This window comes from Acrocarpospora pleiomorpha (genome assembly GCF_009687885.1).
In the GTDB taxonomy this organism is placed as follows: Bacteria; Actinomycetota; Actinomycetes; order Streptosporangiales; family Streptosporangiaceae; genus Acrocarpospora; species Acrocarpospora pleiomorpha.
In genome coordinates this window covers 35,903-59,263 of record NZ_BLAF01000067.1, presented here as the reverse complement: position 1 = coordinate 59,263, position 23,361 = coordinate 35,903, and the positions used below count along the sequence as shown (strand labels likewise).

24 protein-coding genes are annotated in these 23,361 nt (G+C 70.0%); 12 read left to right on the top strand and 12 right to left on the bottom strand.

Annotation, left to right across the window (positions count from 1 at the left end; genetic code table 11):
• Positions 1–26: 26 nt before the first annotated feature.
• The 9 genes from Aple_RS41245 to Aple_RS41205 all read right to left on the bottom strand — a co-directional run bounded on the left by Aple_RS41245 (position 27) and on the right by Aple_RS41205 (position 12,021).
• Positions 27–1,283 (bottom strand): IS110 family RNA-guided transposase, encoded by a 1,257-nt coding sequence (locus Aple_RS41245; RefSeq protein ID WP_155350214.1) that lies wholly within the window; start codon positions 1,281–1,283, stop codon positions 27–29.
• 292 nt (positions 1,284–1,575) lie between these two features.
• Entirely contained in the window at positions 1,576–2,958 is a 1,383-nt protein-coding gene (gene cysS / locus Aple_RS41240; RefSeq protein WP_155350213.1) for a cysteine--tRNA ligase, read from the bottom strand.
• A 9-nt stretch (positions 2,959–2,967) separates the two neighbouring features.
• Positions 2,968–3,996, bottom strand: a complete 1,029-nt coding sequence (locus Aple_RS41235; protein ID WP_155350212.1) for a GH25 family lysozyme — start codon at positions 3,994–3,996, stop codon at positions 2,968–2,970.
• Positions 3,997–4,057: 61 nt separating this feature from the next.
• Positions 4,058–5,884: a sigma factor-like helix-turn-helix DNA-binding protein gene (locus Aple_RS41230; protein ID WP_155350211.1), complete on the bottom strand. Its 1,827-nt coding sequence runs from the start codon at positions 5,882–5,884 to the stop codon at positions 4,058–4,060.
• 48 nt (positions 5,885–5,932) lie between these two features.
• The gene (locus Aple_RS41225) at positions 5,933–7,987 is read right to left on the bottom strand and encodes a UvrD-helicase domain-containing protein (protein ID WP_155350210.1); all 2,055 of its coding nucleotides are present in this window, start codon (positions 7,985–7,987) and stop codon (positions 5,933–5,935) included.
• Between the two features lie 6 nt (positions 7,988–7,993).
• The gene (locus tag Aple_RS41220; protein ID WP_155350209.1) at positions 7,994–9,757 is read right to left on the bottom strand and encodes a hypothetical protein; all 1,764 of its coding nucleotides are present in this window, start codon (positions 9,755–9,757) and stop codon (positions 7,994–7,996) included.
• Positions 9,758–9,864: 107 nt separating this feature from the next.
• Positions 9,865–10,641 carry a class I SAM-dependent methyltransferase gene (locus Aple_RS41215; RefSeq protein ID WP_155350208.1) on the bottom strand — a complete coding sequence of 259 codons (777 nt, stop codon included), beginning with the start codon at positions 10,639–10,641 and terminating at the stop codon, positions 9,865–9,867.
• A 60-nt stretch (positions 10,642–10,701) separates the two neighbouring features.
• Positions 10,702–11,766: an ABC transporter substrate-binding protein gene (locus Aple_RS41210; protein WP_246265108.1), complete on the bottom strand. Its 1,065-nt coding sequence runs from the start codon at positions 11,764–11,766 to the stop codon at positions 10,702–10,704.
• A 48-nt stretch (positions 11,767–11,814) separates the two neighbouring features.
• On the bottom strand, positions 11,815–12,021 hold the full coding sequence (locus Aple_RS41205; RefSeq protein ID WP_155350206.1) for a putative acetyltransferase: 207 nt from the start codon (positions 12,019–12,021) through the stop codon (positions 11,815–11,817).
• 98 nt (positions 12,022–12,119) lie between these two features.
• Here Aple_RS41205 and fdxA point away from each other — a divergent pair, with 98 nt between their 5' ends.
• The 3 genes from fdxA (at position 12,120) to Aple_RS41190 (ending at position 14,229) form a co-directional block, all read left to right on the top strand.
• Entirely contained in the window at positions 12,120–12,446 is a 327-nt protein-coding gene (fdxA, locus tag Aple_RS41200; protein WP_155350205.1) for a ferredoxin, read from the top strand.
• A gap of 77 nt (positions 12,447–12,523) precedes the next feature.
• The gene (dapC, locus tag Aple_RS41195) at positions 12,524–13,603 is read left to right on the top strand and encodes a succinyldiaminopimelate transaminase (RefSeq protein WP_155350204.1); all 1,080 of its coding nucleotides are present in this window, start codon (positions 12,524–12,526) and stop codon (positions 13,601–13,603) included.
• Positions 13,604–13,614: 11 nt separating this feature from the next.
• Complete coding sequence (locus Aple_RS41190; RefSeq protein ID WP_155350203.1) at positions 13,615–14,229, top strand: DUF4178 domain-containing protein; 615 nt, start codon at positions 13,615–13,617, stop codon at positions 14,227–14,229.
• Here Aple_RS41190 and Aple_RS41185 read toward each other — a convergent pair.
• Positions 14,226–15,026: a hypothetical protein gene (locus Aple_RS41185; protein ID WP_246265107.1), complete on the bottom strand. Its 801-nt coding sequence runs from the start codon at positions 15,024–15,026 to the stop codon at positions 14,226–14,228. The genes Aple_RS41190 and Aple_RS41185 overlap by 4 nt on opposite strands.
• Positions 15,027–15,064: 38 nt before the next feature.
• Here Aple_RS41185 and dapE point away from each other — a divergent pair, with 38 nt between their 5' ends.
• The 5 genes from dapE (at position 15,065) to Aple_RS41160 (ending at position 18,708) form a co-directional block, all read left to right on the top strand.
• The gene (gene dapE, locus Aple_RS41180) at positions 15,065–16,111 is read left to right on the top strand and encodes a succinyl-diaminopimelate desuccinylase (protein WP_155350202.1); all 1,047 of its coding nucleotides are present in this window, start codon (positions 15,065–15,067) and stop codon (positions 16,109–16,111) included.
• Between the two features lie 176 nt (positions 16,112–16,287).
• On the top strand, positions 16,288–17,082 hold the full coding sequence (locus Aple_RS41175; protein WP_155350201.1) for an LOG family protein: 795 nt from the start codon (positions 16,288–16,290) through the stop codon (positions 17,080–17,082).
• Positions 17,083–17,117: 35 nt separating this feature from the next.
• Positions 17,118–17,684 carry an LOG family protein gene (locus Aple_RS41170; protein ID WP_155350200.1) on the top strand — a complete coding sequence of 189 codons (567 nt, stop codon included), beginning with the start codon at positions 17,118–17,120 and terminating at the stop codon, positions 17,682–17,684.
• Between the two features lie 41 nt (positions 17,685–17,725).
• Complete coding sequence (locus Aple_RS41165) at positions 17,726–18,166, top strand: hypothetical protein (protein WP_155350199.1); 441 nt, start codon at positions 17,726–17,728, stop codon at positions 18,164–18,166.
• A complete protein-coding gene (locus Aple_RS41160) occupies positions 18,160–18,708 on the top strand; it encodes a DNA-3-methyladenine glycosylase I (RefSeq protein ID WP_155350198.1) in 549 nt (182 codons plus the stop codon). Before Aple_RS41165 ends, Aple_RS41160 begins: the two co-directional genes overlap by 7 nt.
• Here Aple_RS41160 and Aple_RS41155 read toward each other — a convergent pair.
• Complete coding sequence (locus Aple_RS41155; protein ID WP_155350197.1) at positions 18,702–19,469, bottom strand: PaaX family transcriptional regulator; 768 nt, start codon at positions 19,467–19,469, stop codon at positions 18,702–18,704. The genes Aple_RS41160 and Aple_RS41155 overlap by 7 nt on opposite strands.
• A 283-nt stretch (positions 19,470–19,752) precedes the next feature.
• Here Aple_RS41155 and Aple_RS41150 point away from each other — a divergent pair, with 283 nt between their 5' ends.
• A complete protein-coding gene (locus tag Aple_RS41150; protein WP_083502187.1) occupies positions 19,753–19,920 on the top strand; it encodes a DUF3117 domain-containing protein in 168 nt (55 codons plus the stop codon).
• A gap of 87 nt (positions 19,921–20,007) precedes the next feature.
• A complete protein-coding gene (locus Aple_RS41145) occupies positions 20,008–21,384 on the top strand; it encodes a leucyl aminopeptidase family protein (RefSeq protein WP_155350196.1) in 1,377 nt (458 codons plus the stop codon).
• On the opposite strand, the gene Aple_RS41140 is transcribed toward Aple_RS41145, so the two are convergent.
• Positions 21,377–22,003, bottom strand: a complete 627-nt coding sequence (locus Aple_RS41140) for an O-methyltransferase (protein ID WP_155350195.1) — start codon at positions 22,001–22,003, stop codon at positions 21,377–21,379. The two genes, Aple_RS41145 and Aple_RS41140, sit on opposite strands and share 8 nt — an antisense overlap.
• Positions 22,004–22,143: 140 nt before the next feature.
• Between Aple_RS41140 and sigE the strand changes: the two genes are divergently transcribed.
• Positions 22,144–22,773 (top strand): RNA polymerase sigma factor SigE, encoded by a 630-nt coding sequence (gene sigE / locus Aple_RS41135; protein WP_174889944.1) that lies wholly within the window; start codon positions 22,144–22,146, stop codon positions 22,771–22,773.
• A 46-nt stretch (positions 22,774–22,819) separates the two neighbouring features.
• Positions 22,820–23,323: an anti-sigma factor family protein gene (locus Aple_RS41130; RefSeq protein WP_155350194.1), complete on the top strand. Its 504-nt coding sequence runs from the start codon at positions 22,820–22,822 to the stop codon at positions 23,321–23,323.
• Positions 23,324–23,361: the final 38 nt, after the last annotated feature.

Sequence of the window (23,361 nt, the reverse complement as noted above, 5' to 3'; positions counted from 1 at the left end):
ACAAAGACATCCCAGGGCGTTAGATGTCAAGCGGTGGCGTGGTTGTGGTGTGGCCAGGCGGTTTTCTCGTTGTAGAGGGTTCCGGTTTTCAGGCAGCCGTGCAGGATGGCGACGAGTTTGTTGGCCAGGTGGCGGAGTGCGGCGTGGTGGCCGATGTCGCGGGCTTTGGCCTGGTCGTAGTAAGCGCGGGCGCCGGGGGAGGCGGTCAGGGCGGCGAAGGCCTGGGCGTGCAGGGCGTCGATGAGGCGGTCGTTGTGCACGTGCCGGGCCATCACCACCCGTTTCTTGCCTGAGGCGCGGGTGATCGGGGAGGTGGCGGCGTAGTTGCGGCGGGCTTTGGCCGTGGCGTAGCGGCCTTGGGCGTCGCCGAACTCGGCGAGCACCCGGGCGCCCAGGATCATTCCCAGACCGGGCTGGGAGCAGATGATCTTAGCGGCCGGGTGCTGCCCAAAATGCTGCTCCACCTGCTCGGCAAGCATGGTGATCTGCTCGTTCACGACGGTGAGGATGGCGGCCTGGGAGGCGACGGTGGCGGCGTAGGCGGCGCTCACCACCGTCGGCCGGCCCAGCTGGGGGGTGCGCAGCGCCTGCTGGATCGCCGTCGCTTTGGCGCCGACGTTGCGGCGGCGGGCCCGTTTCAGCGCCGCGCTGATCCTTCCCATGGTCAGCTTCGCCGCCGCATCCGGTTCCGGCGCTGCCGCGAGCAGTTCCAGCACGTCGGGAGCGGTCAGGTCATCGAAGGCCACCAAGGCGGCGGGGAAGTAGTCGCGCAGCGCGTGCCGCAGCCTTTGGGCGTGGCGGGTGCGTTCCCAGATCAGCCTCTTGTGCGCCCGCGCCACCACCTTGATCGCCTCCGCGCGGGGGCTGTCGGCGGCGACCGGCCGCAGTTGGTGGGCGTCGGTGCGGACCATGTCGGCCAGCACGTGCGCGTCGGCGGCGTCGCTCTTGGCCCTCGACACGCGTAACCGGTCCCGGTAGCGGGCCGACTGCAGCGGATTGACCGCCAGCACCGTGTATCCGGCCGCGATCAGCGCCTCCACCCACGGTCCCCGGTCGGTCTCGATCCCGACCACCACCTCCACCGCTTCGCCGGCCTCCTGTCCCGGCCCGCCGTCCTGATCCCCGGCCCGCCCGCTGATCTGTTCCCCGATCAGCGCGTGCAGCCGCGCCATTCCCTCCATCCCCTCCGGCAGCCGTGCCCGGGCCAGCACCCGGCCCGACTCGTCCATCAGCTCGACATCGTGATGATCTTCAGCCCAGTCATCGCCCGCGAACAGCCGCACCGCTTCCTCCAGCCCTCGACGACATCGGTCCGGGCCAAAACCCGGGCCAAGCAGCCCGCGGGAGAACCATCGGCGACCTAATCAACGAGTACTCACACCCCCGGCGAACAGGGGTGGGCACGACATCCCAGCAGCGATCAACTCTCCCGGCCGACCGGAGGGGGCACGATCTTTGTTCAGGGCTCCGAAGGGCCCGGGGTTGGGGAGTGCTCACCCACCGGCGGCTACCTGGCACCAAGTCTGCCCGAAGGCAAACCCGATAACTCTGATTAGGGCTGGGTGGGTGGGAACCCTACCGGGTCCAGGTTTGGCCTTCGGGGGTGTCGGCTACCTTGACGCCGAGTTCGGCGAGGGCGTCGCGGAGGCGGTCGGATTCTGGCCAATCGAGGGCGTCACGGGCGCGGGAGCGTTGGGCCATCAGTTCGGCCGCGCCTGGAGGGAGCACGGGGACCCTGCCGATTTCGGAGGAGAGGTCGAGGCCGAGGAGGTGGTCGAAGTGGAGGAAGGTCTCGAACTTCGAGCCGGGAGGGATGGCTGGGTCGCGTTCGAGGTCGCGGAGGAGGCGGAGGGCGAGAGGCGTGTCGAGGTCGTCGTTGAAGGCTGACTGGATCGCGGTGGAGGAGTCGGTCGCGATGGGTCTGCTGGGGGATTCGGCCCATTCGGCGACTTTCTGGCGCCAGCGTTTCAGGGTGCGGTCGGCGGCGTGGAGGGTGTCCCAGGTGAGGTTCATCTGCTGGCGGTAGCGGTGTTCCATGAGCGCCAGGCGGACGGCGAGCGGATCCAGGCCCGCGTCGGTCACGTCGCTGAGCAGGACCACGTTTCCGGTGGATTTGGCCATTTTGCGGCCGTCGAAGAGGAGGTGCTCGCCGTGCGCCCAGTGCCGTACGACCTCATGGCCGACCGCAGAGTCGGATTGGGCGCGTTCGTCCTCGTGATGAGGGAAACGTAGGTCGATGCCGCCGGTGTGCACATCCACGTGCTCACCCAGGAACGCCAGCGACATCGCGGAGCATTCGATGTGCCAGCCGGGGAAACCGCGGCCCCAGGGCGTGTCCCAGGTCAGGTCGCGGTGGGCGTGCTTCCAGAGCGCCCAGTCGGCGTGGAATCGTTTGCGGCTGTCCACGCCGTCGACCCGGTGCCCAGGGCGCAACGCGTCAAGACGATTTCCGGAAATCTCGCCATACGACGCGAAAGATTCGGCGGAGAAGAACACCGAGCCATCGGGGCCCTCGTAAGCGTGGCCCTTCTCGATGAGCTTGGCGATCAACTCGATCATCAGGTCGATGGTCTCGGTGGCGCGCGGCGTGTGCTCGGGCACGCGCAGGTTGAGGTCCCCCGTGTCCCGCCGGAACGCGTCCTCGTAGAACCGCGCGATCTCCAGCGCCGACCGCCCCTCGGCCCGCGCCTGGGCGAGAACCTTGTCCTCGCCCAGGGGATCGATCTCCGCGTCATCGGCCAGATGACCCACGTCAGTGATGTTCTGGCACACCATCGCCCGCACCCCCTGCCGCTCCACCACCCGCCGGATCAGATCCGCGAACAGGTACGAGCGCAGGTTGCCCAGATGGGCATACCGGTAGACCGTCGGCCCACAGGTGTACATGCGCAGCGCCCGCGCCCCCACCGGCAGGATCGGCTCGACCTGCCGGTGACGTGTGTCATAAAGGCGCAGCATGCCCCGAGCCTACCCAGCCGCCCGCAAGGTCAGCTTCAACGAGCCCACCTTCAGGTTGATCCCGACAGGACCAGTCGCCTTCGGCTTGGTCGCCAGCGTGAGCTTGACCGATTTGCCCGGCGCGAGGGAGGTCAGCGTGCACCGCAACACGGTCGCGGTGATCTTGCACGCCTTGGGCGCCTTCACCAGCTTGTTCCCCCCGAACGTCTGCCCGTACACAGACAGCTTGCTGACCGTCCGCGCCCCGGTGTTGCTGACCGTCACCGTGTACGCGTTCCGCCGCACCGCCAGCCCCGTCGCCCAATAGGTCGCGGGCGGGAAAGCCAGCCGCTGCAGCTGCGCCTTACTCCCATTGAACCGATCCTCGCCCCCCGCGTGGTTGCCCTTCTCGGCCGACTGCCAGAACGTGTGCCTCTTCCAGGAGGCCGGCAGCGGCCCCGCCGACGTGCCCCACCGCGCCACCCACAGCGGATTCCGGCCGAACCCCTTCGCGTCACCGGTGCAACTGCGCCACCACGCCGTGGTCGTGTAGATCACCACATCCCGGTGCGTCCTGGCCCGATACCGCTTGGTGAAGTCACTGATCCACTTCACCATCTCGTCCTGGCCTAACCCGTAACAGTGATTCAGGCCATTCCGGTTTTTGTACGGATTGTCCTCCACATCCAGCACCCCCGGCAGCGTCTTACTGTCGGCGATCCACCGCCCCCCGTTGCGCACGAAGAAATCGGCCTGCGCGGCCCCACTGGACTCATGCGGCTGCGCGAAGTGATAGGCCCCCCGGAAGATGCCCGCCTCCTTCGCCCCACCGAACTGATCGGCGAAACGCGGATTGCGATAATCCAACCCCTCGGTCGCGTGCACGTACGCGAACCCGGCCCCGCCATCGGCCACCGAATCCCAGTCGACGTCCCCGGTCCAGTTGCTCACATCGACACCGAGAACCCTGGTCGCCGCCTCCGCCGGAACGGCCACCGCCACCCCCAGCACCCCAGCGAACATCACCGCCGACCCGGCCCAAATCGCCGGAAATTTCACGATAAATCCTTCCCTGAACGGACAATTGCCCCAAGATCCTGGCAGATCCCGACAAAGGCCGTTACAGGAACGTGAGAATGTCCCGGTCGCCGCGCTCGCGCAGCCGGGTCAGCACCTCATCCCGCGCAGCTCCGTCGGGCAGCCCGATCCGGGCCCCGATCAGCCGCAACCCTTCCGCCTCCGAAGCCACCGGAGCCGTATACCCGATCAGGTGCAGGGCCCGGTTGAGCGTCGGCAGCCCGGGCGGGCTGGCGGGCAGGAACCGGGTCAGCAACTCGCCGCCGTCCGACACGGTCAGGAAGACATGATCGCCTTCCGCCGCGTTGTATTCCGCGAGCACCGGCCGGATCGACCCCATGGTCGGCTGGTTGTGCCAGCTGATCACGACCTCGCCCGACGCCGTGGACGCCGTCAGCTGCCCGCCGGGCGCCATGCCCAGATGGGCCGCGAACCCGGTCGGCAGCGGCGAACCAGAACCCCGCAGATGCTCGGCGTTCACGTCCACCCGATGCCACCAGCGCCCGTCCCGGCTGCGGAAGCAGCGCCGCGTCATCGAGACGTCCCGGCGCGGCTGGTACTCGCCCTGCTCCGCGCCGGCCACCCGGATCCACCCCCGCTGGGTGCGCTCGAACCCCGGCCCGCCCGCGTACGCGCGCACCGAGCTCTCGCTCACCTCATACCGCGAGGTCAGGCTAGTCACGATGGTGTTCACCGACGCCTCACCCCCGGCCCGTTGGATCTCCCTGGCGATCATCTCGCGGATGCCCAGATATTCCTCGCCGCCCCACCGGGTGAGTCCGTACTTGTTGCGATCCAGCCGCAGGAACCGCTCATCGGCGGTCAGCTGGTTACGGATGCCGACCAGGCTGTAGTCCTCGCCGATCCTGGTCTGGATCTCCTCCGGCGACAGTGGCATCCCGGCCACCGCCAGCACCGCCTCGGCCTTGTCGTTCACGCTGCGCGGCCACGGCACCACGTGCCCTTCCAGCACCCGCAGGTGCGGCACCGCCGCCAGCCACCGCTCGGCCACGTCCTCGCGCACGCCCAGCTGGGAGACCATCACGATCGCCTCGGCCAGCGGGACCGGGCCGTCGGTGAACAGGCCCCGGGTCTTCTCCCGCAGCTCGTCCGCGCCGCCGGCGATCAGCCAGCCGTCCACCTGCTCGTAGCCGGTGAGCAGGGTGCGCACGAACCGCCAGGCCGGGATCCCCAGGGTGGCCAGCTCGGTGCGGTGCCACGGCACGGCGGCGGTCAGGTCGTCGGCCGGCACGGCCGAGCCGAGCCGAGTGCGCAGCCAGCTCAGGTGCGCGCTCAGCGGGGCCGCGTCCTGGCTGGACAGCCAGGCGTCCACGTGGTCGCGCAGATCCCGCTCGATCTGCCTGATCCGCTCCCGGGTGACGGAGAAACGCTGGGCCAGCTCGTCCAGGGTGGCGCGCTGCTCGGCATACAGCCGGTCCCTGGCGATGGCGCGCTGGCGGTCGTCGAGCCGGGCGAAGACCTCGTCCACCAGCTCGGGCAGCGGCCGCTCCGGCACCGCGGGCGGGGTCGAGACCGGATCGCCCGATTCGGTCTCCAGCAGCTTGTCCAGCACGCCGGAGAAAAGCTGGAGCACGCTCTCCCTGCCGCCCGGCAGCTGCTGGCTCTCCACGGGGTTGGTGAACCTCAGCAACGGCATGATGTCGCCCAGCACCAGATGACCCCAGCACGCCGTGGTCAGATCGGCCAGCCGGGACGCCACCCGCTCCGTGCCCACCGCGGCGCAGGCCCGGTCCAGGGGAAGCGCCTGCCACCACGCGTCGGGGAGGCCTGGGTCGCTGGCGATCGGCTCGACCTGGCTGGGCGCGGTCCAGCGCAGGGAGGGCACGATGTCGCTCAGGCTTAGATTCATGCAGGTCCAACCGGCAAGGGGAATATCTCCGCAGTTCAGATTAGGGGATCAGGTGGGCAGGAAGGGACTCGCCCGGCCGGAGTAGGACACGTAGAGCAGCTCGTTCGCCCGCGTGCAGGCCACATAGAGCAGCCCCCGTTCTCGTTGCAGGTCATGGGCTCGGGCCGTGGGGTCCTCCGAGGCCGGAGTGAGCTGCTCTGGCGCCGGAACGATCCCGTCTGCAACGCCTATCACGGCCACCCGGCGAAACTCCAGACCCTTCATGCCGTGCAGCATCGTCACCTTCACTTCGATGCCCGCCGCGCGCAGCGCCGCGCGCGCGGTCCTGACCAGTTCCACGGTCCTGGCCGCCACCGCGACCTGGTTCGGCGGCACCCCGTCGGCCAGCCAGTCGGTCACGTGCGCGACCAGCCCGGTGATCTCCGCCTCCGGGCTGACGTAGTTGCGCACCATCGGCCGGGGGCCGTGCTGGAGCGAGCGGTAGCCGTACATCTCGGAGACGCCCTCGGCGAGGCCGTCGACCGGGCCGCCGCCGCGCAGCCGTACGCCGAAGGAGAGGATCTCGTGCGGCAGCCGGTGCGAGATCTTCAGGTGGAACCGCCGGACCGGGATGCCCATCCCGGCCAGCGCCGCCCGGGTGTCGAACATGCGCTGGTGCGGGTCGCCCACCACGAACAGGTCGTTGGGCCCCGGCGGCACCGCCGCGCGCAGCAGCCGCCACTGCGCCGGGTGCAGGTCCTGCGCCTCGTCCACCACCACATGCTTGTACGGCTCGCGCCCCGGCGCCTGGTCGCCCAGCATGTCCCCGGTGGCCTGCCCGAGCAGATCGGCGGCCTCGCTGACCAGCTGCAGCAGCGTGCGCCGCCCCGACGCCCGCAACTGCCCCTCCACGTGCTCGACCGCCCGCCACACATTGCTCTTGATCTCCGGCGACAGCTGGGTGCCCCGCCCCGGACGTTCGGCCGCCAGATACTCCTCCAGCGAGCGCAGGTTCTGCGACAGGATCACCTGCTCCCACTCGCGCAGCAGGAACGCGGCCCCGAACCTGCTCCCGGCCGCCTCCTGCCAGAGCTTGGCCACGTCCCCGACCACCTTCGGCGGCCGCCCCTCGTGCTCGGCCACGATCCGGTAGGCCAGCCGGTCCACGTTGGTCACCTCGACGCGCTTGCGCAGCACCTCGTCATCGATGATCATGTCCAGCTTGGTGGCCAGCTCGTTCACCAGCACCTGGGAGAAGGTGGCCAGCAGCACCGGTCCGGTGCCGTGGCGGGCCAGGTGGGCGGCCCGGTGCAGCGCGATGATCGTCTTGCCGGTGCCGGCGCCCCCGGTGATCAGCGCGGGCTGCTCGTAGCTCTCCCAGTTGGAGTACGTGTGCTGCGGCGGATACAGGAACGTGCACCAGTCCGGCACGGTCAGGATCCGGTCCAGCTCGATCCGGTCGGCGGCGAACACGGCCTTGCCAGGGCTGCGTAACAGCGCGGTGGCCAGGTCCTCGGTGTCGATCACGTCGGCCAGCACGCACCGGCACCCGTCCAGCTCCCGCCAGGCCTCGGCCAGCGAGCCGCCCTGGGCCAACGCGCTCAGCGGCGCGAACTGGCTCTCCGGCAGCAGCGGCTCCACCGCCGCCAGGTGCGCGTCGGTGCTCATCAGCCGTAGCAGCGGCAGCAGCTGGGGGTCGATGCCGATGCTGAGCAGGTCGCTGTCGCAGACGTGGCCGTACAGGCGGCGGGGGGAGCCGGCCGAGGAGCGGCGCAGCGCGGGCTCGACCCGCTCCAGCGCCTCGGCGTCCCAGACCTCGATCACGCCGATGGCGGGGTTGACGGTGAAGCGGTGGCGCTGCGCGTAGGTCCAGGCCTCGGCGTCGGGCAGGATCGCGACCAGCCAGTAGACGTCGCGCTGGCGCAGCACCACGCCCCGGTAGCGGTCGCTGAGGCGCAGCGTGAAGACGCGGGGGTCGCGGGCGTTGCGCACCCGTTCCGGGGTGGGTCCGGCGGGGGAGTTGTGCAGGAAACGGCGCACCGCGACCACGGCGTCCCGGCGGACCGGCCGGGCCAGTGCGCCGAGTTCCTTGGTGAACTCCAGGGAGACCGCGAGCCGGGGCATGGGCGGCTACCCGAGCAGGGACAGCAGATCGCGGTCCCCGCGTTCTCGGAGTCGGGCCAGGAGTTCCACGGTGCCGACCGGTCCGGTCAGGCCGATCCGGGTGGCGATCACTCTGGTGGCCTGGTCGGGGGTGCCGCCGGGGGCGGTGTAGCCGACCAGGCGCAGCGCTCGCGCGGTGGTGTCACCGCCGGTGGCCGAGGGCAGGTGCCTGACCCGGAGCATGCCCTCCTCGGAGAGGGTCAGGAAGATGTGGCCGCCCTCCTTGGCGGCGACCTCGGTCAGGATGCGCTGGAGCGAGCCCACCGCCGGGCGGCCGTCCCAGGTCAGTTCCACGTCCCCGGCCGCGCTCCGCACGGTCCTGCTCTCGCCGGGGGTGAGCCCCAGATAGGAGGCGAAGCCGCTGGGCAGCGGGATCTCCGCGCCCGCCAGGTGGTCGGCGGTCACGTCCACCCGCAGCCACCACCGCCCGTCGGGCTGGCGGAAGCAGCGCACGGTGTGCGCCACGTCCTTCAGCCCTGGCTCGGCCTTGGGCTTCGGGTCGGTCCGCGGCGGTGGCTTCGGCTTGGGGACGGGCTTCGGCACCGGTTTGGGTTCCGGTTTGGGTTCCGGTTTGGGTTCCGGTTTGGGCTCCGGCTCCGGTTGCGGCGCTTCCGGCTCGGCCTCGATCGCCGGTTTCGGCGGGGGAGCGGGCTTGGGGCGCGGCCGGGGTCGGGGTTTGGGCGCGCCGTTGCTGCCGCTCTGGATGCGCAGCTGGGGCACGTTCTCCAGCCACTCCTTGGCCACCTCGGGCCGGATCCCCAGGCTGGAGACCAGCTCGCGGGCCCGGTTCACGGTCGGCGGCCGGTCGGAGTTCACGATCAGCTTGCGGGTCTTCTCCTGCAGCTCGGCCATGTCCCCGGCCACCAGCCACTCGCCGGACACCTGGTAACCCGGCAGCGAGGCCAGCACGAACTGCCAGGCCAGCACGTCCAGCGAGCGCAGCTCCTCCTCGTGCCAGTCGGCCGCGTTGATGAGCCGCGTCTTCGGCGCGGCCACCCCCAGCACCTCGGCGACCCGCTCCAGGTGGGCCCGGAACGGCGCCGACTCGGCCGACTCCAGCCACTCCTCCAGCCGGGCCCGCAGCGCCTTCTCCATCGCCTCGATCAGCCCGGCCGGCACGGCCAGCAGCCGCCCCAGCTCCGCCACGGCCGTCGGCGTGTCGGTGAAGACCCTGTTCTGCGCCACCATCCAGGTCTGGTCGTCCAGCGCCGCGAACACCCCGTCCAGCAGCGCGGACAGATCCCCGGCGGCGGGCGGCAGCACCACGGCCACATCCACGGCCACGTCGTCCGCCACCAGGGCGGGCCGCACCGGCAGCGCGGGCCGCACGCCCTGGGTCTGCCCGAGCCGGGCGAACACCGCGCCGAACAGGGCGATCAGCACCGGCCGCACCTTCACGAACGGCTGGTCGGCCAGCTCCCTGCCGGTCAGCGCCAGCAGCCCGGTCCAGGATCCGGCCCGGTCCAGCGCGATCGCCACCTGCGGGTCGTCGGCGTCGTCGGGGTGGAGCACGTGCAGAGCGGGCAGGATGTCGCCGATCGCCGCGGCCCGCCACTGGCTCAGCGTCAGATCGGTCAGCAGCTCGGCGATGTTGCCGGGCCCGACGGTGGCCAGCACCCGGCTCATGGGCAGGCTCCGCCACCAGGCCGCGGGTAATTCCGGCGGGGTGGGGATGGTGGCGGCATCACTCCAGCGCAGCGGTGGCACAAGGTCACTCAGGCAGAAGTTCATCGCCATCCCCATCACGTACGTAAGACCAGACCATAGTCTGGCAAATCCCCCGCGTTGGCGGGAGTTTCTCGGTGACGACCTTGATATTGGCGCTTAGCTATTGGCGTCTACTGCCGAACGGCAGCGAAACGCAGGCGCACGTAGTCGGCCATCCAGCCGGACTCCCGGCGCAGGGCGGGGGCGGCCAGCTCGTTCACCCGCCGGAGCAGGGATTCCATCGTGCCCACCGGCACGCCCTCCAGCAGCGAGGGGGCGAACATGCGGACCCAGTCAGCGGCGCCGTTGGGGCAGTCGTCCAGCGGGGTCGGCCGGTCGAAGTTCTCCACCAGGCGAAGCGTGAAACCGGCACGCTCCAAGCGCACGGCGTACTCGGCAGGGCTGGGGAAATACCACGGCAGGTGCGGGTCGCGCAGGCCGTGTTCCCGCCAGGCGGTGAGCATCGCGGCGATGAGCGCGGCGCAGTTGCCCGCGCCGCCGAGCTCGCCCACGAACCGGCCGCCCGGCTGCAGCGCCATCCGGACACACTCGATCACCGCGTCCGGATCGCGGCTCAGCCAGTGCAGCGCCGCGTTGGAGAAGACCGCGTCGTACGGCTCGGCGACGGTGAAGTCGTGCCCGTCCCCGACTGTGAAGTCCAGGCCGGGGAACTGGGCGATGGCGGTCTCGATCATCGAGTGCGAGCCGTCGATGCCGAGCACCCTGGCGCCGCGCGAAGCGATCTCGGCGGTCAGCACGCCGGTGCCGCAGCCCAGGTCGAGCACGCGCTCGCCCGGCTGCGGATCCAGCAGGTCCACCAGCGGAGCGCCCTGCGCCGAGACATAGCCGAAGGAGCTGTCGTAGGCGCGAGCGTTCCACCGGATGAGACTAGGGGTGTCATATCGCAAGATCGGCTCTCATTCCACGGTATAGGCCTACTGTAAGGCCATTCGTGGAATGGGTGGTGGTCAGCCTATCTGCTGGGGCCAATGTTGCTGAAGGTAGGTCTTCGCGGCGTCCTGCTGGGGAATCGTGAGGGTCACTGGGGTTCCGTACACTTTGGGCAGCTTGGCGGCCGCTTCCTCGTCGAGCCCGCCGCGCATCTCCATGGCCTCCAGCCGGACCGGCCTGGCGTAGCCGCGCAGGAACAGGTTCTGGCCCTCGTTGGAGAACAGGAACTCCTGCCACAGCCGGGCGGCGGCCGGATGCTTGGCGTTGGCGTTGACGGCCTGCACGTAGTGCGAGGCGAGCACGGTGTTCTTCGGGATCGTCACCCGCAGCTCGGGCTTGTCCTGCTCGGCCGCGGCGGCGGCCCTGGCCATGTTGAGGTAGTCCCAGTCGAGCAGCGCGGCCGCCCGGTCGGGGGTGGCCAGCACGCCCGCCTTCTTCAGGTCGGCGAAGAACTTCAGGCCGCGCGCGGCGTCCGGCTTGCCGCCCGCCAGCGAGGTGGCCATCACGCCGCCGAACCCGGAGGCGGTGCGGATCGGGTCGCCGGGCAGGGCCACCGTGGTGCCCGGCTTCAGCAGGGCGGCGAACGAGGCCGGGGCGGCCATCTTGGCGGGGTCGTAGCCGATCGACATGTAGCCGCCGTAGCCCGCGGACCAGGCGCCGGCGGTGTCCTTGAGGTCGTCGGCGATGTCCTGCCAGCCGAGTACCCGGTAGGGCGCGAACCTGGTCGCGTTGGCGACGGCCACGTCCAGGCTCAGGTCGTACACGTCGGGGTTCTCGGGGGCGGCCAGCTGCTGGGCGCTGGTGGCCTCGGGCTTGAGGGCGGTCACCTTCACGCCGTATTTGTCCGCGAACTCGTCGATGATCTCGCCGTAGTTCACCCAGTCCCTGGGCACCCCGACGAGGACGAGCTCGCCCTCCTTCTGCGCCGCCTCGATCAGCCGGTCCATGGTGGTGAAGCCCGACTGCAGGCTGGCGGCCTTGGGGTTCACCGGCGGCAGGTTCTTGTTGTCCGTAGCCGGGGCGGAGCAGGCGGCCGCGGCCACCGCGAGCAGGGCTACCAGACCTAGAGCACGTGTGGTCACGATTCGAATACTTGGCGTGATTTTCCGGCTGGTCGAGGAGGCACGCCGTCAGCTGGGGACGACCTTTGCCGCCACCATGGTGTTCTCGGGAAACTCCACCAGCGTGCCGTCCCGTTTGCGGACCGCCAGCGTGCCGTCTGACCAGGCCTCCAGGATGCCGACGACGTCGCGAAATCCCTCCGGAACCTGGCGGCGCACGGTCACCTTGCGGCCCACGTCTTCCGCGGAAATGCTCACCGTGAGGCGAAAGGACACAGGTTTGACCCCCTCCTGTTTCAGCCACCTGGCAGGCAACGCAATACTAGGCGTTAGCAACCCGCGGCCCATGTCGTGCTGGAGAGAAGGAGCCTGAGGTGACCTACGTCATCGCGCAGCCTTGCGTGGATGTCCTGGACAAGGCGTGCATCGAGGAATGCCCCGTGGACTGCATCTACGAGGGCAACCGCATGCTCTATATCCACCCCGACGAGTGTGTCGACTGCGGCGCGTGCGAGCCGGTCTGCCCGGTGGAGGCCATCTTCTACGAGGACGACCTGCCCGAGCAGTGGAAGGACTTCTACCGCGCCAACGTGGACTTCTTCGAGGAGCTGGGGTCGCCGGGCGGCGCCTCCAAGGTCGGCAAGATCGAAAGAGACCACGAGGTCGTCGCCGTGCTGCCCCCGCAGGCTGAGGATCACTGAGCTAAGTTTGAATATCGCTTCGGCCGCCCGCTGATACTTGGTGGGCGGCTTCCGCATGCCCGTTTGGGGGGAGTTTCGTGATCAAACTGCCTGATTTTCCGTGGGATCGGCTCACGCCGTACAAGGAGGTGGCCCAGGCCCACCCGGACGGTATCGCCGACCTGTCGATCGGCACGCCGGTGGATTCCGTGCCCGATGTGGTACGGCACGCGCTCGCCGCCGCCTCCGACAGCCCCGGCTACCCCCAGACGCACGGCACACCCGCCCTGCGCGCCGCGGCGGCGGGCTGGCTGGCCCGGCAGCACGGGGTCACGGTCGACCCGGAGGCGGTGCTCCCCGTCATCGGCACCAAGGAACTCGTCGCCTGGCTGCCCACCCTGCTCGACGTCCGCGCGGGCGACCGGGTGATCTTCCCCGAGCTCGCCTACCCGACCTACGACGTGGGCGCGCGGCTGGCGGGGGCGGAGCCGTTCGCGACCGACGGGCTGGTCGCGCTCGGGCCGGAGCGGGTGCCGCTGGTCTGGGTGAACTCGCCGTCCAACCCGACCGGGCGGGTGCTCCCGGCCGGGCACCTGGCCAAGGTGGTGGCCTGGGCCCGCGAGCGCGGCGCGATCGTCGCCTCCGACGAGTGCTACATCGGCCTCGGCTGGGAGGAACAGCCGGTCTCGATCCTGCACCCGGACGTCTGCGGCGGCTCCCACGAGGGCCTGCTGGCGGTGCATTCGCTGTCGAAACGGTCCAATCTGGCGGGGTATCGCGCCGGTTTTGTCACTGGTGATCCTGATCTCGTCGCGCGTCTGCTGGAAGTCCGCAAGCACGCCGGGATGATCATGCCGGGACCGGTCCAGGCCGCCATGACCGTCGCCCTCGATGACGACGCGCACGCCGAGGAACAGCGGGCCAGATACGCGGCGCGCCGAAGCGCGCTCAGGACCGCATTGGTATCGGCGGGGTGGCGGATCGAGTATTCCACCGCCGGTCTCTACCTGTGGGCGAGCGACGGTTCCGGCTGCTGGGAGCAGGTGCGGCGGCTGTCGGAGTCCGGGATCCTGGTGGCTCCGGGAGATTTCTACGGAGTGGCCGGCAAGCAACACATTCGCATCGCGATTACGGCCACAGATGAACGGATAAATGCGGTTGTGCGTCGGCTCCAGTAGGATCGCGCGCCATGACGACAGCGGTGGTGCTCGGACTGAGCGTCGCGACGCTTATCGTCGTGCTGGGCGCGTTCATCGCCACCACCCGCCAGGACCGGCGGGTGGTTCCGGCGAACGGGGGACTGGACTTCGGCTCTGACGACGGACCGGCGTTCTTCGACCCTCGAACTATCAAGGTCGGCGACACCGTGCATATCGCGGGTGTGCGCTACAAAGCCATGGGAGCGTTGCATCTTTCCTGGCACGGCGAGCAGTGGACCGAGCATCTGCTGGACGACGGCACCCGCCGCTACCAGTGGCTCTCGGTCCAGGAGCGCGGCGAGCGGGAGGAGGCCGTCCACCTGGAGGTCCTGCTCTGGACCCAGGTTCCGGCGCAGGGCATGGTGCCCGCCAAGAGCATGCTGATCATGGAGGGCGTGGAGTTCTTCCCGACCGAGCGCGGCACTGTCGCGTTCCGGGCCGAGGGCATGACCGGCCTGCCCGACCGCGGGCTGCTCGACTTCGCCGACTACCGGGCCAATGACGGGCGGTTGTTGTCGTTCCAGCGGGTGCAGGGCGGGCAGTGGGTGGCCTCGTACGCCTCGCCGCTGACCCCTGGTTCGATCCAAGTGGAACGTTTGGGTTAGGCGACCGCCATCGGGGCGTCCTTGCCTGATTCGTCCTCCTGCCAGCCGTCGTAGCCGGATTCCGCGGCCCATTTCACGCCCTGGTAGCGGATCTGGTGGAGGCCGTACTTCTGGGCGTGGGTGACGTACCAGGTCGCGACCAGCCAGCTGTCCTTCTTGGCGGCGGCGCCCAGCGCGCGGGTGAGCTCGGTGCGGGCCTTGGCGAGGGTGGTCTTGACCGGCTTCTCGGCGGGCGGGTACCAGCAGTGCACCGACTTCGGGACCCGGCCGCCGAACGCCCCGGCCAGGATGATCGCGGTGGCCCGGTGGTCGGCGTACGCGCCGCCGTCGGCGGAACGTTGCACCTCCTGGGCGGCGTCGTGCAGCGGCATGTCCAGGTAGCCGTCCACCTTCTCCAGGGCGGCGAAGAATTTCCTGGTCGAGTAGACCGGGTCCATCAGCTGCTCCACCGTGCCCCAGCCCTGGGAGGGGCGCTGCTGGAAGATGCCGACCGAGTCGCGGTCGCCGTACGGGATGTTGCTGAGCTTGGACTCCTGGATGGCGGTGATGTAGGCGATCTCCAGGGCCCGCTCGGGCAGCTTGCGCCGGGACGCCACGGCGGCGATGGTCGCGGCCACCTGGGACTGCTCGATGTCGAGTTCGATCGTGCCGTCCGGGGTGGTGATCCGGCAGTTCTCGCCTCGCACGTACGGCTCTGCCTGGCGGATCAGCCGGTAGACCGCGAAGAAGATGGCGGCGCCCAGAACGACGACGATGGCCAGGATGATCAGAGCTGTTCTGGGGACGCGCGTTGTCACGTCCCAGAACCTACCCGCGTTCCCTAGGCTGGTGTTCCATGCGATTGGATCAGGACGTCAGGACGCTCACCGCCGAACTGGTGGACATCGCCTCCGAGAGCGGTCAGGAGAAACCGCTCGCCGACGCCATAGAACGGGCGCTGGCCGGGCTCGGCCACCTCACCGTGGACCGGGACGGGGCGAACATCGTGGCCCGCACCCACCTCGGCCTGGCCCAGCGGGTGGTGGTGGCCGGGCACCTGGACACCGTCCCCATCGCCGGGAACGTGCCGAGCCGCGTCGAGGGCGACCGCCTGTGGGGCTGCGGCGCCACCGACATGAAGAGCGGCGTGGCCGTCCAGCTCAAACTGGCCCTGCTGGCCGAGCCCAACCGCGACCTCACCCTGGTCTTCTACGACTGCGAGGAGGTCGAGGCGGCCCGCAACGGCCTCGCCCGCCTGGTCCGTGATCACCCCGACTGGGTGCGCGGCGACTTCGCCGTGCTGATGGAGCCCACCGACGGCGCGATCGAGGGCGGCTGCCAGGGCACCGTCCGCGCCGACGTGATCGCCACCGGGGTGCGCGCGCACAGCGCCCGCTCGTGGCTGGGCGTCAACGCGATCCACGAGGCTGCCGAGATCATGAACCGGTTGCGCGCCCACGAACCCCGCCGGCCCGTGGTGGACGGCCTGCGGTACCACGAGGGCCTGAACGCGGTCCTGATCAACGGTGGCCACGCGGGGAACGTGATCCCCGACGAGTGCGTGGTGACGGTGAACTACCGGTTCGCCCCGGATCGCACCGAGGAGGAGGCGCAGGCGTTCCTGGCCGAGGTTTTCACCGGCTTCGAGGTCCGGATCGTGGACAGCGCGCCCGGCGCCCGGCCCGGCCTGGACAACCCGATCGCCTCGGCGTTCGCGGCCATTGTCGGGGGCACGCCCCAGGCGAAGGTGGCATGGACGGATGTGGCGCGTTTCTCCGCGCTCGGCGTGCCCGCCGTGAACTACGGACCCGGCAATCCGGAAGTCGCCCACAAACGGGACGAGTACGTCGAACTTGCCAGGATTGTCGAAGCCGAGCGGGTCATGACCAGCTGGCTGACCTGAGGAAACACCCCCAGAACGGAGAAAGTGGCTTTCCTCGCCGGCCATTTGGCGGGGAAAGCCACTTTCAGTCCCGAGCAGCACCCTCGACTCTTAGACGCGGCCTCCGCGAAAACCGGTTCCGCTCGTTTCCGAAGAATTTCAAGATTCTTTCCGAGCCGCGGGTACGGTGGGTCGGCATGAACACGATCCGCCCTGAACGACGCCAGGGACCGGCCCTCCTGCGCGGCAGCATGGTGTCCCAGTCCACCCACGACCAGCGCCTTCTCGACCGCCGCGGCCCCGCCGACTGGGTGCACATGGACCCGTGGCGGGTGCTCCGCATCCAGGCCGAGTTCGTGGAGGGCTTCGGGGCCCTCGCCGAACTGCCCCCCGCGGTGACCGTCTTCGGCTCGGCCCGTACCAAACCGGACGCGCCCGAGTACGAGATGGGCGTCCAGCTTGGCCGCGCGCTCGCCGAGGAGGGCTACGCGGTCATCACCGGCGGCGGCCCCGGCTGCATGGAGGCCGCCAACCGGGGAGCACTGGAAGCGGGCGGCGTCTCGGTCGGCCTCGGCATCGAGCTCCCGCACGAGCAGCGCATGAACGAGTTCGTGGATCTCGGCGTCGAGTTCCGCTACTTCTTCGTCCGCAAGACCATGTTCGTGAAGTACTCCTCCGGCTTCATCACCCTGCCGGGCGGCTTCGGCACCCTGGACGAGCTGTTCGAGGCGCTCACCCTGGTGCAGACCCGCAAGGTCACCTCCTTCCCCGTGGTCCTGATGGGCACCCGCTTCTGGGGGCCGATGATCGACTGGATCAAGGGCACGCTGCTGGCCGACGGCAAGATCTCGCCGCCGGACGTCGACCTGATCCGGTGCGTGGACGATGTCGAGGAGGCCATCCACATCATCGTGGAGGCCGACCGCACCCGCAGCGAGACCGACGCCCGCGAGCGGGTAGCCGCCGAACAAACCGTGTCAGACGCCCAATAGGCACCATGCCCTATACATCAGATAAGGGGGGCTAAATGCATGTCTGTGTGTTCTGCTCCTCCAGCCAGCGGATCGACCCCAAGTTCTTCGCGCTGGCCCGGGAGGTCGGCGGCGAGCTGGCCCGGCGCGGTCACACGCTGGTCAGCGGCGGCGCCATCGTGTCCTGCATGGGGGAGGTGGCCCGCGCCGCGCGAGCGGGCGGAGCCGCCACCATCGGGGTGATCCCGCGGGTGCTGGTGGACATCGAGATCGCCGACACCGACTCGGCCGAGCTCGTGATCACCTCGGACATGCGCGAGCGCAAGGGCATCATGGACGCCCGCTCCGACGCCTTCCTGGTGCTGCCCGGCGGCATCGGCACCCTGGAGGAGCTGTTCGAGATCTGGACCGCCCGGGTGCTGGGCCTGCACACCAAGCCACTGGTGATCCTCGACCCCTGGGGCCTGTACGACCCACTCAGAGCCCTGCTCGACGGCATGTACGACCAGGGTTTCACCCGCCCGGACGTCTTCGACGCGATCTCCTGGGCCACCTCCACGGCCGAGGCGTTCGACCTTCTGGACAAACGACCCCACATCATTCCGGCCATCGATCCCGGCTGAGGACGGCATGCGCCCCCTGGGAGTTGTGGCACGATTCGTATGTGCTGGTCGTACTCGTGGTCGCCGCTCTCGCCGTGCTGGGATGCGTGGTGCTGGTCTCGCTGGGCCGTGGCGGTGAGATGGCCGAGTTCCTCCCCGACGTGCCGCCGCTGGAGCTGCCGGATGCGGGGCAGCTGAACGCGGTCGACTTCGCGTCCCTGCACCTGCCCATCGGCCTGGTCGGCTACCACACCCAGACCGTGGACGAGACCCTGCACCGGGCCGCCACCGCGCTGAGCGAGCGGGACACCCGGATCGCCGTGCTGGAGCAGCGGGTGGCCGAGCTGCTGGCCGGGCGGTTGCAGGCCCGGCAGGAGGCGTTCGCGCGCCCGGCCGAGCCGCCCAGGACCGAGCACCAGCCGGATGTGCCCAACGGCGCGGGCGGCTGGGAGAAGGACCGGGTCGACGTGGTCGACTCGGGCGATGTGGAGGAGGCGTGGTAGTCAGGTGCGCCTGGGCTACCTCCGATCCGCTCTACCTGGCCTATCACGACGAGGAGTGGGGGCGCCCGGTCCGCGATGACGACGGCGTCTACGAGCGGGTCACGCTGGAGGCGTTCCAGTCGGGCCTGGCCTGGATCACGATCCTGCGCAAGCGGGAGAACTTCCGGGCGGCCTTCGACGGGTTCTCGATCGCGAAGGTCGCCGCGTACGGGGAGGGCGACGTGGCCCGCCTGATGGCCGACCCCGGCATCGTCCGCAACCGCGCCAAGATCGAAGCCGCGGTGGCCAACGCCCGCGCCGCCCAGGAGCTGCCCGACGGCATTTCCGCCCTGGTCTGGAAATATGCCGACCCGGACGCGCCGGTCCCGCAGACCATGGCCGACGTCCCGGCCACCACCCCCGGCTCCACCGCCCTCGCCAAGGATCTCAAGAAGCACGGTTTCCGCTTTGTCGGGCCCACCACCGCGTACGCGCTGATGCAGGCCATCGGCCTGGTCAACGACCACATCGCCGACTGCGTCGCGAGGCGACCCGGTCAGTGACCGAGGTTGCGGTCCACGAACGCGGCGGCCCGAGGATGCAGCCTGGCGGCCTCCTGCTCGAAGTAGGTCCGTGCCTTCTCGCCCGGCCACCCCGGCGGCAGCAGCGCGGGCGGCAGCCCCGGGTCGCGGAACAGGAAGTTCCGCCAGGTGTGCACGAGCCGGCTGCGGGTCGCGAACACCCGGTCGTCGGGGGCGTCGTCCGGCAGCGAGGCGACCAAGGTCATCGCCCCGGCCAGCCACTCCTCGTACGCCCGCCCGATGCCCTCCAGATCCCACGCCCTGGCCACCAGATCGCGCGGATCCCCGTCCAGCACGGCCTCGAATCGGTCGGCCGTTACCCCCAGTGCGTCGAGTTCGGGCGATGGTCTAGGACCGATCCAGGTCGTTTCCGAGAGGGGGGCGTAGCCCAGGAACGAGAGATCGGCTCTGAGCCGCTCGCGGCGTGGCCGGTCCCGGATCGGCTCCAGCACGAGCAGGTGCCAGCGGCCCGGCCAGGTGACCGTGGCGCCCCGGTAGATCCGCGCGGCGGTCTGGTCGAGCCGTCTGGCGCACTTGGGGGTGAGCCCGTAGCCGGGGCCCTGCGGCAGCCGTACCGGGTCCAGCCAGCCCTGTCGCACCATGCGAGAGATGGCGGTGCGCACGGCGGGAGCTGCGACCTCAAGCGGCGCGAGCAGCCGGACCAGGGCCGCCACCGAGGCGCGCCCGCCCCGCGTGCGCAGGTGGTCCCCGTAGAGATCGAAAAGCGCGGCTCGGGCGTTCACCCCACCCAGTGTGGGGTCAGGATCTGTCTCCGACAATGCTGATTGCGATGCTGCGCATCGCGGGTTCGGGTGCTCAACCCCGGTGTCTTCCCTCGTCGCTCCGCTCCTCAGTCCAGACACCGGCGCACCCTCACGGCCATAGGCTGGGCACGCTTTGATCCACAAAAGAGCCCAGGGCATTACCCTATTGAGCTCGGAGGCGGGATAATAGGACATCACAGAAGACGTGAATGCGCCGACCGCCTCCTCGGGGGCGGTCGACAACGCGGGAAGGGATACACGCATGGCGGCGATGAAGCCGCGGACTGGTGACGGTCCGCTGGAGGTCACCAAGGAAGGCCGGGGCATCGTCATGCGGGTCCCGCTGGAGGGTGGTGGGCGGCTCGTCGTCGAACTGTCCGCGGACGAGGCCAGCGCCCTCGGTGACGCATTGAAGAACGTGGTCGGCTGACCGCCGCCTTTCACTTGATATCGGCCCTGGCAGCGGGTGCTATCCCGCGCCGGGGCCGCTCTTGTTTCTCCCCATCGAGGAGTGATCGTGCCCATTCACACTCGCCTGACCGTCGCGCCCCACGCCGCGTCCGACGCCGAATTCCTGGCCGTCCCGTTCGGCGCCGGCCTTGACGCCGCGGTCGAGCTCCCCATCCCGCTCCCCGCCCTGCTGGCCCACTACCAGGTCAAAGGCGACGCGGGCGAGGTGCTGGAGATCCCCGTCGCCCAGGGCGACGGGGTCAGGCGCATCCTCCTGTACGGCGTCGGCGACAGCTCCCCCAAGGACCTGCGCAAGGCCGGAGCCGCGCTGACCGGCCGGGCCAAGGGCCGCCCGAGCCTGACCGTGCTGCTCCCCCCGGACGGCGACGCGGCGCCCCTGGTGGAGGCCGCGCTGCTGGCCGCCTACACGTTCACCATCGGCGAGATCAAGACCAAATCGGTAGCGGAGATCGTGTTCGTCGGCGGGGACGCCGCCGCCGTCCGCCGCGGCGAGGCGATCGCCCGCGCCACCAGCGTGGCCAGGGACCTGGTCAACACCCCGGCCTCGATCAAGACCCCCGGCTGGCTGGCCGCCCAGGCCGTGGAGATCGGCGCGAGCGCGGGCCTCGGCGTCCGGGTCGACACCGAGCTCACCCACTTCGGCGGCATCCGCGCGGTCGGCCAGGGTTCGGTCAACCCGCCCTGCCTGGTCGAGATGTCCTACGAGCCCGCCTCGTACGACCGCCACGTGGTGCTGGTCGGCAAGGGCATCACCTTCGACAGCGGCGGCCTGTCGATCAAGACCTCCGAGGGCATGAAGACCATGAAGACCGACATGGCGGGCGGCGCGGCCATCATCGCCGCCATGGGCGCCCTCGCCGAGTTCAACGCGCGGGTCAAGGTCACCGGCCTGATCGCCTGCGCCGAGAACGCCTTCTCCGGCTCGGCCCAGCGCCCCAGCGACGTCATCGTCCAGTACGGCGGGCGCACCGTGGAGGTCCTCAACACCGACGCGGAGGGCCGCCTGGTGATGGCCGACGCGCTCGCCTACGCCGACGCAGAACTCGACCCGGACGCGCTGGTGGACATCGCCACCCTGACCGGCGCCGCCAAGATCGCCCTCGGCCCCGGCATCGCCGCGCTGTACGCCACCGACGAGACCCTGGCCGCCCAGCTGCTGGCCGCGAGCGAGCGGACCGGCGACCGGCTGTGGCGCATGCCGCTCATCGACGACTACGTCGGCGACCTGGACTCCGACGTGGCCGACCTGGCCAACGTGGACAAGCGCATGACCGGCGCGGCCGGTTCGGTGGCGGCGGCGCTGTTCCTGCGCGAGTTCACCGGCAAGCGGCCGTGGGCGCACCTGGACATCGCCGGACCGGCCAGGGCCGAGAAGGGCGCGACCGGGTTCGGGGTGCGGATGCTTCTCGACTGGCTCAGCTGAGCTTTATGGCGGCGAGCAGGCCGTCGCCTAGTGGGAACATCAGGGGGCGTAGGCGCTCGTCGGAGCGGACCAGCTTGCCCAGTTCGCGGACGGCGACGGTGTCCGGGTCGCGCTGGGTGGGGTCGGCCACCCGGTCGTTCCAGAGGGCGTTGTCGAAGGCGACGATGCCGCCCACCCGCAGCAGCCGGATGGCTTCGGCCAGGTAGTCGCCGTACTCCTGCTTGGCGGCGTCGCAGAAGACCAGGTCGTACCCGCCGTCGGCGAGGCGGGGCAGGACGTCCAGGGCGCGGCCGACGATCAGCCGGATCCGGCTCCCGGAGAAACCGCCCTCGGCGAAGGTCTGGCGGGCCAGCCGCTGGTGCTCCGGTTCCGCGTCCACGCTCGTCAGGGTGCCGTCCGCCCGCATGCCGCGCAGCAGCCAGAGCCCGGACACCCCGCACCCGGTCCCGATCTCCACCACCGCTCTGGCGTTGATCGCGGTCGCGAGGAAGCTCAGCGCGGCCCCACCACCAGGAAGGATGGGTGGCGCGCCCACCTCCGTGCCCCGCTGCCGCGCGGCCCGCAGCACCTCGTCCTCGGGGACGAAATCCTCCGCATGAGCCAGGCTCGCCGTATTCATGGTTCTGAAGCGTAGGGGAGTAAGCCCCGAACGGGAACTCACGCCACAACGAGGACGTTGCACGCTTTGAACGGTCTTTATTCTCGCGGCATCAAGCAGCAGCCGCGCAGCGGGCGCGGCATTGAGAACAGAAGGGCACAATGGGGGTAGCGACGGTCTTGGAGAAAGGGTTGCTGGTGGACGACGCCGACCGCCAGCCGGACACCTCGGTGTCCGACTGGACGCCTCCCAGCTGGGAGGAGGTCGTTCGCACGCACTCCGCGCGGGTATACCGGCTCGCGTACCGCCTGACCGGGAACGTGCACGACGCCGAGGACCTGACCCAGGAGGTCTTCGTCCGGGTGTTCCGATCATTGTCCAGCTACACGCCTGGGACGTTCGAGGGCTGGCTGCACCGCATCACCACCAACCTGTTCCTGGACCAGGCGCGCCGCAAGCAGCGCATCCGGTTCGAAGGTCTGGCCGACGACGCGGCGGAGCGGTTACGCGGCCGCGAGCCGTCTCCGGCCCAGGCATACGACGACGCCCATCTGGAACCCGACATCCAGGCCGCGCTGGACGCGCTGCCGCCGGATTTCCGGGCCGCCGTCGTGCTCTGTGACATCGAAGGCCTGTCGTATGAGGAGATCGCCGCGACGCTCGGGGTGAAGCTCGGCACCGTCCGCAGCCGCATCCACCGGGCCCGCTCGCAGTTGCGCGAAGCCCTGGACCATCGGGCGCCCCGCGACGACCAGCTCCCCCCTTCGTCGTTCACCCGGGAGGGCAGATGAGCGACTCGCGCGCCGCCTGCCCCCGACAGCACCACGAGGAGGGAGCATGACGCACCTTGGAGAGCGCGTCTCCGCGCTGATCGACGGCGAGCTCGGCCACAACGACCGGGAACGCGCCCTGGCCCACCTGACCTTCTGCGCCGACTGCCGGGCGGAGGTGGAGGCGTTCCGCGCGCTCAAGAGCCGCCTGCGCCTGATGGATCCGCCTCCGGTTCCGGCGGATCTGACCATGTCGCTGCTGAGGATGCCGCCACCCGGCCCCCCTGATCTCCGGGCTCTGCCCGGTATCTACAGCCTTGCCCCGGTCGACAACCGCCCCCGCCGGGCCGCCGGATCTTCCGGCCCCGGACGCGGTAGTCGCCGCATCGGCTATGTCGCGGTGGGCGTGGCCTCGGCCGCGGTCGCGCTCGGCACGCTGTTCATGGTCAGCGGTGAGCCTCGCCCGGCGACGCCGCCGGAGATGATGGTGCCCGCGCCGAACACCGCGGCGCCGTTCCGGCTCAGCTCGCCGTCCGCCACCCCGAGCCCGCGACCCTCGCTTGCGCGGTGATGTCCTGATCGGGCGGCTACCCTGCCGAATGTGGGGAA

What these genes read in the sequence shown, in the direction of transcription:
- cysS (WP_155350213.1), bottom strand. Translation starts at nt 2,958, where the DNA reads ATGCTGCGCCTTTATGACACACGTCACCGGCAGGTCGAGCCGATCCTG.
- Aple_RS41230 (WP_155350211.1), bottom strand. Translation starts at nt 5,884, where the DNA reads ATGAATCTAAGCCTGAGCGACATCGTGCCCTCCCTGCGCTGGACCGCG.
- Aple_RS41225 (WP_155350210.1), bottom strand. Translation starts at nt 7,987, where the DNA reads ATGCCCCGGCTCGCGGTCTCCCTGGAGTTCACCAAGGAACTCGGCGCA.
- Aple_RS41220 (WP_155350209.1), bottom strand. Translation starts at nt 9,757, where the DNA reads ATGAACTTCTGCCTGAGTGACCTTGTGCCACCGCTGCGCTGGAGTGAT.
- Aple_RS41190 (WP_155350203.1), top strand. Translation starts at nt 13,615, where the DNA reads ATGACGACAGCGGTGGTGCTCGGACTGAGCGTCGCGACGCTTATCGTC.
- dapE (WP_155350202.1), top strand. Translation starts at nt 15,065, where the DNA reads ATGCGATTGGATCAGGACGTCAGGACGCTCACCGCCGAACTGGTGGAC.
- Aple_RS41175 (WP_155350201.1), top strand. Translation starts at nt 16,288, where the DNA reads ATGAACACGATCCGCCCTGAACGACGCCAGGGACCGGCCCTCCTGCGC.
- Aple_RS41170 (WP_155350200.1), top strand. Translation starts at nt 17,118, where the DNA reads ATGCATGTCTGTGTGTTCTGCTCCTCCAGCCAGCGGATCGACCCCAAG.
- Aple_RS41150 (WP_083502187.1), top strand. Translation starts at nt 19,753, where the DNA reads ATGGCGGCGATGAAGCCGCGGACTGGTGACGGTCCGCTGGAGGTCACC.
- Aple_RS41140 (WP_155350195.1), bottom strand. Translation starts at nt 22,003, where the DNA reads ATGAATACGGCGAGCCTGGCTCATGCGGAGGATTTCGTCCCCGAGGAC.
- sigE (WP_174889944.1), top strand. Translation starts at nt 22,144, where the DNA reads ATGGGGGTAGCGACGGTCTTGGAGAAAGGGTTGCTGGTGGACGACGCC.
- Aple_RS41130 (WP_155350194.1), top strand. Translation starts at nt 22,820, where the DNA reads ATGACGCACCTTGGAGAGCGCGTCTCCGCGCTGATCGACGGCGAGCTC.